This window comes from Capillibacterium thermochitinicola (genome assembly GCF_013664685.1).
Lineage (GTDB): Bacteria > Bacillota > UBA4882 > UBA10575 > UBA10575 > Capillibacterium > Capillibacterium thermochitinicola.
In genome coordinates, this window is the sequence record NZ_JAAKDE010000022.1 from 1 (window position 1) to 7146 (window position 7146).

Consider the following 7146-nt stretch of genomic DNA (forward strand, 5'->3'; position numbering starts at 1 on the left):
ATGTCTGTTTATATTACCCATAAGGACTCATTTCTAATAAATGAAATATTGTGAATAAGTGAGATTTTAAGAGAAAAATGAAGATCATAGAGGGAGGTAATTATATGGTATTACCCAAAATTTCTATTATAGTGCCTGTATATAAAGTAGAAAAAGAAATACATAGATGTGTAGAAAGTTTAATTAACCAGACTTTTAATGATATAGAAATTATTCTTGTCGATGATGGTAGCCCGGATAATTGCCCAATTATATGTGATGAATATGCTAAGAAAGATAAAAGAATAAAAGTTATTCATAAAGAAAACGGTGGGCTTTCGGATGCAAGAAATGTTGGGCTTTTAGAGGCAAAAGCAGATTATGTCTTATTTGTAGATTCGGATGATTATATAGACAAAAATACCTGTGAAAGATTTTATAGCAGTATAGAGGCTAATGTAGATGTTATTGTTGGTGATGCCATAAGAATAGAAGGAGATAAAAAATCCTTAATGGAACATGCTTATATTTCTTCTGATACTATTATAAGCGGGAAAGAGTTTTTAAAAACACAGTTGAAATCTAGAAAAATGTATATGGCCGCATGGTTAAATTTATATAATAGAAGATTTCTAATTGATAATGATTTATTTTTCAAAAAAGGTATTTTACATGAGGATGAACAGTGGACACCTAGAGTATTTTTAAAAGCCCAAAAGGTAAAGTATATAAGGTTTCCTTTTTATAATTATATTATTAGAGAGGATTCGATTACAAAGGCGAAAGATAAAACTCAGAATGGGGTTGATTTGATTAATATCTGTTATGAACTTGAAAAAATATATGAAGAAATAGATGATATAGAGCTGAAAAAACTTTTAAATGATAATTTAGTAAATAAATTCTTACAAGCTATTGATTATGGAAATTTTTATTCTAACCAATACAAGGATTTATATAGTAAAAAATTCCTCATTGGTAAGCCAATAAGTATTAAGAATAAAGCTAAATCGTATTTATTTATCATTAATAAGAGGTTATATAAACTTATTTATAGGTTATTGACAAACTCTAATTTGAATGATTAAACAAATTATTATATAGATATTATATAGAATGGAGAATTGAAAGTGTCCAGGAAAATTAATATATATTACCTATTATTCCTGATTGCTATTATTGTTTTTTTCAGACCTTATTATTTTACTTTTTTTGAAATTTCAGTTGTAAACTTTATATATTTGAATGGATTAAGGTTAGTGTTTATACTGGTATTTTTGCTCTATATTTTTAAAGGACGATTATCAAAATTTATAATAATGACGCTGATTTTTTATTTTATCAAAACACTTTCTACTATAGTCAATAATGGTTCAATTTCTAAATTAATAACAGAGGTATATCCAGTTTTAGCCATATGTTTATTCATTGAATTGGGAATTAAGGATAACCCGAAACAATTGATTGAAGCCTTCACAACAGTTTTGGGATTTTTAACCTTGATTAATTTTATTGCAATGGTGATGAGTCCTGACGGATATCATTCCATAGAAAGAAGGATTTTTTTTATGAGGCATAGAAATCAATTAGCTCCGTTATATATACTTACTATTGTCCTGATGATAATACGGGATAAATATTTTCAGAACAAGTATTCAAAAAAGCAACTAATTATAACTTTTATTATTTGTACCTGGATGATATTTCATGCTGGTTCTGCTTCCAATATTATAGCCTGGATACCTATAATTATATATTTTGTAATGCCTTTTTTATTTAGAAATACTTTAATTTTTAATATTAAATCATATCTGGTATTTTATATAATAATGTTCTTTTCAATAATTCTTTTTAATATACAGGATCAATTTGCAGATTTGTTATATCAATTATTAGGTAGAGATATTACATTTTCAGGAAGAACACAGTTATGGAACACGGCAATAGAAATGATTAAGGACAGGCCATTGATGGGATATGGTGTGGCCGAAAGTGTCAACTTAATTTTTTCTCCCAGAACAGGGTTATATTATAGTGCTCATAATCAATTTATACAGCTAGTGCTGGAAGGGGGATTAATCTCTCTACTTGCATTTGGGGGCATAGTTTATATAGTTTTTAATAAATTATACGAGTACAGGGAAGATGAAGCTGCAAAAATATTATCACTTGGTATATTATCAATAGCATTAGTCCTGTTTTCTGAAGCAATGGGTTTTTTTGATATTTTTGTCCTTTTTGCTTTAGCTTATAATATAGAGAGAGTTATTACTACTTCTAATGTAGGTAAATCAACACTAAAAAGGGATAAGGTGGTTTGATATGGTGATACCAAAAATAATTCATTATTGCTGGTTTGGTCAAAGCCAAATGCCAGAACTGGCGATTTATTGTATAAATTCCTGGAAAAAATATTTACCGGATTATGAATTTATATTATGGAATGAGGATAATTTTGATATTAATTGTAATGAATATGTTAAAGAAGCATATGAATCAAAAAAATTTGCTTTTGTAACAGATTATGTAAGATTATATGCCTTATATAATTATGGTGGTATTTACATGGATACGGATGTTGAGGTGTTAAAACCTCTAGATAAGTTTTTAAAACACCAGGCATTTATTGGTTGTGAAAACAATAAAATATGTGTAACCACCGGCACCGGAATTATGGCCGCTGAAAAGAATCATAAATGGATAGAGGATTTATTAAAAGAGTATGATGAAAGGCGATTTATATTACCTGATGGTAGCTATGATACAACACCAAATACTCAAATTATTGCTAAAGTTACAATGGAGGAATATGGATGGAAGCCCCAAAATGAACATCAGGTACTTAAAGAGGGTTTGAATATATATCCATTTGATTATTTCTGTGCAAAGGATTTACAAACGGGTAGAATTGATATAAGTGAAAATACCCATACAATACATCATTTTTCAGGTTCCTGGCTTTCTAGAAGGGATAAGTTGAAAAGTAAAATACAAAGGATAATTGGACCACAGGCAACTCAATTTGTAGTAAATGTAAAGAGAAAGATAAAGGGGTAGTCTTATGAAAAAAGTAGCTTTGATGACATGGTTTCATTATTTTAATTATGGTACCTCTTTACAGGTGACAGCATCTGTTCATACAATTAAAAAGTTAGGCTATCAAGTAGATGTAATTAATTATATACCCCATGCTAAATTAGTTACGTTAAAAAACTATAAAGGCTTTAATTTTTATTATGACTTAATAAAAAAGAAAGTTAAGAATAGAAAAGAAAGAACAATTATTGACCAGGAGAGAGAAAAAGCTTTTGAGAAATTCCTGGTCGAAAATATAAACTTGACTGAGAAGTGCCAAACTGCCTCAGATTTATTTTTGTTAAATGATAAATATGATGCCTTCGTCTGCGGTAGTGATCAAATATGGGCACCTAATATATTTAATGACAAGTATTTTTTGAGTTTTGTAGAGAATCCTAAGAAAATGATTGCTTATGCCCCAAGTATAGGGCTATCTAAAATAGAAGATCCATATATCAAAAAGCAGATGTCTGAGAATATTAGCAGATTTGAGTATCTTTCAGTCCGTGAGGCTCAAGGTGCAAAGATAATAAAAGAAATCTGTAATAAGGAAGCCAGGGTTGTTTTAGATCCCACAATGTTGTTATCTGCATGTGAGTGGGACAAATTAGCTATTGGTGAGAATGAAAGCAAACCATATATATTGTGTTATTTTTTAGGAACCAATAAAGATAATTGGTCCCACGTATATAGGTTGAGTGAAAAAATTAATATCCCATTAAAAATCATACCTGTGTTTACCTCAGATTATGGAAGAGGATATGAAGTAGTAAATGGGGTAGGGCCAGGTGAGTTTATAAACCTGGTTAGAAATGCTTCCATGATTTGTACAGATTCCTTTCATGGTACAGTATTTTCTATTATTTATAATAAACCTTTCTATGCTTATGAAAGATTTTCAAGCGATGATGATTACAGTCAGAATTCCAGGATTTATAATATCCTTGAATTATTAGGATTACAAGATAGATTGGTTACTAATACGAAAATCTTACCATCGGATCCTATAATTTGTGATTATACAAATGTGAATGAAAAGCTGGAAATCGAGAGGGAAAAGTCGATAAATTATTTAAAAAATGCTTTGAATGAAGCCACAGAAGATAAGACTGCCATTGATTTTAAGATTACTAATACTTGTTGTGGATGTGGTGTGTGTTCAATTATTTGCCCAACTAACGCAATAGAAATAAAAAGAAATGGTAATGGATTTTTGCAATCATTTATAAACCAGGATATGTGTATTGGTTGTAATAAATGTAAAAATGTTTGTCCTTTCAGCTATAATAAGTCAATAGATATCGATAAAGATAAACACAATTTATACATGTTAAAATCATTAGATAAAAGAATATTAAATACTTCAGCATCAGGAGGAGCTGGTTATGAGATATCCAGAGTTCTTTCTCTTGAAGGGTATGATATTGTTGGATGCATTTATGATAGGGAAAAACAGGAAGCAGTTCATAAGCTTGTAAAAGCAGGTGATATAGATTCATTAGAGGTATTTCAAGGTTCTAAATATCTACAAAGTAATACAAAGGAAGCATTTAATGAAGTTTATAACAATACCCAAAAGGCTGTTATTTTTGGGACACCATGTCAAATTGCCGGCATTGACCTTTTATTGAAATCCCGAAATAAAAGAAAGGACTATTTTTTAGTAGATTTAATCTGCCACGGAGTCCCAAGCCAAAATCTTTGGAATAAGTATTTAAAAGAAGGTTCTAAACGATATAGATATGGTAAAACACCTGATGTAAAATTCAGGGATAAGTCTAAAGGTTGGAGAGATAAATTTATTAAAATTGAGGGTAAAAATAAGTCCTACGTTAGGAATGAGAATAAAGATTTATTTTATAGATTTTTTCTGTTAAGACTTGTTAATATGGAATCCTGTTATGAATGTAGATTTAGAACAAGTTCTTCAGCGGATATAAGAATTGGGGATTATTGGGGACCAAGGTACTTAGATGATAAAGAGGGGGTATCAATGGTTATAGCCATGACTGAGGCTGGTGAAAATCTGCTCGATAAATTGAAAACAGATAACAGGATTAAGTTAGATAAAAATGAATGTATAGAATACTGGACAGTACAATATCCCCAGAACCCAATTAAATCAGTTTTTTATGATGACCTACTAGAAGATCTAAAAGATGAAAAAAAATCCCTGGCCGAAATTGCGGGTTATTACTGTAGTGGATTTGAATTATATAATAAAATATATAAGTCTTATAGTGTAATTCGATCCATAATCAAAAAGGGTAGAGGTAAAAATGAATCGAAGTGATAGGGTAATTAAGACAACCATTATATATTTTATTGGTAATTTTGCCTCGAAACTCTTAGGATTTGTTCTTCTTCCACTTTATACAGCATATTTAACAAGTGCAGACTATGGAACTGTCGACATACTAATGAGTACATTACCTTTAATAGCGCCTATCTTTACAATGCAAGTAACTGAATCGGTATTCAGGTTTTTAATGACAGATAATAATGATGAGGATAGGAAGAAAACCATTACGAATTCATTGGGTATATTTGCAGCAGGAGTCTTTATTTTTGTAATTTTGTATCTACCATTTCTATATAAAACTAATTTTAAATATGGTGGTCTGTTTTTAGCCTATTTTATAGTTACTTACATGGGTATTTTTTTACAACAGGTATTAAGAGGGCTACAAAGAACTATTGAATATGCAGTTACTGGTGTAATATCTACAATTGTACATGCTACATCAAACATATTTTTAATTGTGAAAGTAGGAATGGGTGGGGAAGCATTATTAATTTCTTCTATCGCTGGGTCTTCTGTTATAACAATTTTCATGGTATTTAGAACCAGGATATGGAATTATATTGATGTAAGAAGATTATCCAGGATAGAAATAAGTAGACAACTAAAATTTGGTATACCATTAATACCAAATCAGATTGCCTGGTGGGTAATAGGATTATTGGGGAAGTATATACTTGTTTATTACCACGGAGTTGCAGATAATGGTGTACTTGCGGTTGCTAATAAATTTCCAAATATAATTGCGATTGTAAATGCAATATTTTTAAAAGCATGGACTGAGAATGTGATACAAGAGTATAATTCTGATGATAGAGACGAATATTTTAGTTCAGGACTTACTATATTTACAGTTTTTACAATTTCTGTTACTGCGTTTTTATTACCGGTTATTAAGATCTACAATATTTTAACGATAACAGGAGATTTTATAAGTGCATGGAAATTTGTGCCTTTATTATTGATGGGTAGTTCGTTTAATTCTCTGGCTACATTTTTAGGAACTATATATACTGCATCAATGAAAACCAGGCAAGCCCTTACTACGACCATTATAGCTGCAATAAGTAATCTCATTTTATCGTTAATATTGATACCCGTACTATCAATATGGGGTGTTGTGATTTCCAATATGGTATCATTTATAATCCTTTATCTAGTAAGGATCAGATCGGTTAATAATATTATCAATTTACAAGTAAGTTTTATTGCGATTATCCCGAGTTTAATTTTATTAGTAACTTCAGTTTATATTTACTATACCATGAATATATATGGCCAGATATTTTCTATCATAATAATTGGTCTTGCCACTTTGTATCTTAACAGAAGTATATTGTTTAATTTATTTAATTTTATTACAAGGATAAAAATAACAAATAAATAGGACAATTTTATATGAAAAAAGTTTAGAAATAATCTTTATCGATAGAATATAAAAAATACGGAAATTTTGCTACCCTAGAGGTGATTAATCTAGGGTTTCCTGAAAAAGTCCCAAACCCTTATAAAATCTGATAAATAACCCATTTTAAGACAAGGGAAGTGCAAGGAAAACGAGAAATATTCTATAAAATCCTTGCATTTGGAGTGACTGGTATGTACCTGAAAACAGAGCGACAACTTCCCTTGGAAAACTTTTATCTACCTTTTGGAGGACAACTTGACCCGGAAAACCGCTGGGTAAAGTTATCAAAGCTTATTCCATGGGACGTCATTGAAGACAAGTATGCCGCGTTATTTGCCAAAAACAACACGGGTGCTCCGGCCAAACCAGTTCGCATGGC

The 7146-nt window shown here is 30.2% G+C and carries 5 protein-coding genes and 1 pseudogene; all 6 read left to right on the top strand.

Features of this window, described 5'->3' with window-relative positions; genetic code table 11:
• The first annotated feature begins 104 nt into the window (after positions 1-104).
• Complete coding sequence (locus G5B42_RS09600; protein WP_181340258.1) at positions 105-1067, top strand: glycosyltransferase; 963 nt, start codon at positions 105-107, stop codon at positions 1065-1067.
• A gap of 42 nt (positions 1068-1109) precedes the next feature.
• On the top strand, positions 1110-2300 hold the full coding sequence (locus G5B42_RS12295) for an O-antigen ligase family protein (protein WP_181340259.1): 1191 nt from the start codon (positions 1110-1112) through the stop codon (positions 2298-2300).
• A gap of 1 nt (position 2301) precedes the next feature.
• Positions 2302-3036 carry a glycosyltransferase family 32 protein gene (locus G5B42_RS09610; RefSeq protein ID WP_187350995.1) on the top strand — a complete coding sequence of 245 codons (735 nt, stop codon included), beginning with the start codon at positions 2302-2304 and terminating at the stop codon, positions 3034-3036.
• 4 nt (positions 3037-3040) lie between these two features.
• Entirely contained in the window at positions 3041-5350 is a 2310-nt protein-coding gene (locus tag G5B42_RS09615) for a polysaccharide pyruvyl transferase family protein (protein ID WP_181340260.1), read from the top strand.
• Positions 5337-6746, top strand: a complete 1410-nt coding sequence (locus tag G5B42_RS09620; RefSeq protein ID WP_181340261.1) for a lipopolysaccharide biosynthesis protein — start codon at positions 5337-5339, stop codon at positions 6744-6746. The genes G5B42_RS09615 and G5B42_RS09620 overlap by 14 nt, the downstream gene beginning before the upstream one ends.
• Positions 6747-6958: 212 nt before the next feature.
• Positions 6959-7146: pseudogene (locus G5B42_RS09625) on the top strand (IS5/IS1182 family transposase); the annotation flags it as partial.

Bases quoted from the DNA above. Each gene is read 5' to 3' on its own strand.
- G5B42_RS09600 (WP_181340258.1), top strand. From the start codon at position 105: ATGGTATTACCCAAAATTTCTATTATAGTGCCTGTATATAAAGTAGAA.
- G5B42_RS09610 (WP_187350995.1), top strand. From the start codon at position 2,302: ATGGTGATACCAAAAATAATTCATTATTGCTGGTTTGGTCAAAGCCAA.
- G5B42_RS09615 (WP_181340260.1), top strand. From the start codon at position 3,041: ATGAAAAAAGTAGCTTTGATGACATGGTTTCATTATTTTAATTATGGT.
- G5B42_RS09620 (WP_181340261.1), top strand. From the start codon at position 5,337: ATGAATCGAAGTGATAGGGTAATTAAGACAACCATTATATATTTTATT.